2 protein-coding genes are annotated in these 1847 nt (G+C 44.1%); both read right to left on the reverse strand.

Translation table 11 applies throughout. The annotated features are described in order from the left end of the window. Positions 1-146 precede the first annotated feature (146 nt). Entirely contained in the window at positions 147-608 is a 462-nt protein-coding gene (locus QUB24_RS33325; protein WP_333157859.1) for a VOC family protein, read from the reverse strand. 493 nt (positions 609-1101) lie between these two features. Beyond that, positions 1102-1587 (reverse strand): glutathione peroxidase, encoded by a 486-nt coding sequence (locus QUB24_RS33330; protein WP_333157861.1) that lies wholly within the window; start codon positions 1585-1587, stop codon positions 1102-1104. Positions 1588-1847: the final 260 nt, after the last annotated feature.

Consider the following 1847-nt stretch of genomic DNA (forward strand, 5'->3'; position numbering starts at 1 on the left):
CCCGTCCTTTTTGGACGGGCGGGACGCCCATCCCACAATAATAATTAAAATTATAAGTTATTTAATTAGCGATCATTAGGGAGTACCGCGATCCAAAGAGTAAATGTAGGGTGCACCCGGACTACGGAGAACCCGATAGCGACTGTTTAAACTGCATCACAACGGATTTCGATGATAAATCCATCAGGATCATAAAAGTAAATGCCGCGTCCTGTAGCGCGAGTGACGGGGCCGCTATCGATCGCAATTTGATTTGACTTTAGCACTTCCAGAGCGCGATCGAACAAATCCGGCTCGATATCGAAGGCTAAGTGGTTGGCGCGGGTAAAAGCTTTCTCCGGGTCTGGGTTTGGCGGTTCCAAGTCTGGCTGCCAAAATAAGTCAATAACAGTACCGTCTGGGGTAACGAAATTAGCGACTTTACCAGCGGCTACCATTTCTGTTAAAGTTGCAGGAATTTCTGCACCTGTTAGTTCGTGCAGGCCGAGAATTGTACCGTAGAATTGGCGGGAAGCTTTCATGTCGCGCACGTTTAAAGCGATATGGTGAACGCGGCGCAAATTCCCCGGCGCGAGGGCTATTTTGACGTTGTTTTCGGTAGTTTGCATGATTTTAAATTATTGCGAATGTTAAAATTGAATGCTGTTAGATTTATTCAGATCCGGCCAGGGAAAATAACCGTTTTAAGTTGGTAGTGAGGACTTCAGTCCTCAGATTTATATGAGGACTGAAGTCCTCACTACGAACACTTTTATTAGGGTTGTGCGATCACACATCATATCGATTAGTATTATTTTTCTTTAGGAAACGATGCCATGCCTACAAATAGCATGGCCAGACCACCTGCCAGAATTGCGAAGGCAAGTAAACCTACCACTAAATCTAATCCCGATGTATTTTCCATTAAATTAAACAGTTCTCCAATTAAATACAATCATCGGTATTTGTTCAGGTTTGAGTGCTTGCAAACAATGGGGAAGAGCAGAAAAAAATTAGATATCAACTTATTCTAAAAAAAGCATAATTAATTTTTTCCCTCTTCCCTAAACCTCCCTCCGTTAAATCAGTTAAATCCTGCCGACAGCTTAATTGTCGAACTTCTTATTTTGCCAATTCTCGATCGATGGCAGCGATCAGTTCGGGCGAATCGGGGCCAACACTACTGCGGAATCTAGCAACCACTTCACCCTGTTTGCTAACTAAGAATTTCTCAAAATTCCAGGAAACCTCACCCTTGGGATCGACTGCACTCGTAAGCTTAGCGTACAGCGGGTGCTGTTGAGTGCCTTTAGCGCGTACTTTGTCAAATAATTCAAAGGTGACGCCGTATTTTGTAGTACAGAAATTGACGATTTCTGGATTACTTCCGGGTTCTTGACCTCCGAAGTCGTTACAGGGAAATCCTAAAACACGGAGTCCAGCCGCGCTGTACTTCTTGCTCAATTCTTCGAGTCCTTTGTATTGAGGTGTATAGCCACATTTGGAAGCTACATTAACTATCAAGAGTACCTTGCCAGCGTACTCTCCTAGCTGCTTGTCTTCGCCTGCGATCGTTTTTACTTTAATGTCGGAGATGGTGCTGGGCATTTTCAAATACTTTTTAATTTGACCACCACAATTTTACCGCAACTGGCTACCATTTTGTCTAGAGGCCGATCGCTAAAAATTTCAATATCCCGGTAGGGGCGGATTTACGGATCTGAGGCTTATATTATAGATATTGGTGAACCCGCCCCTACCAAAGTTACGGTTAATTTACCGAACCTGATCTTAGGAATGAGAATTAAATAACTTCCACTCTTGAAAGTGGGATGGGCGTCCCGCCCGTCCAAAAAGGACGGGCGGGA

Origin of the sequence: Microcoleus sp. B9-D4 (assembly GCF_036705105.1) — a bacterium.
In the GTDB taxonomy this organism is placed as follows: Bacteria; Cyanobacteriota; Cyanobacteriia; order Cyanobacteriales; family Microcoleaceae; genus Microcoleus.

Bases quoted from the DNA above. Each gene is read 5' to 3' on its own strand.
- QUB24_RS33325 (WP_333157859.1), bottom strand. From the start codon at position 608: ATGCAAACTACCGAAAACAACGTCAAAATAGCCCTCGCGCCGGGGAAT.
- QUB24_RS33330 (WP_333157861.1), bottom strand. From the start codon at position 1,587: ATGCCCAGCACCATCTCCGACATTAAAGTAAAAACGATCGCAGGCGAA.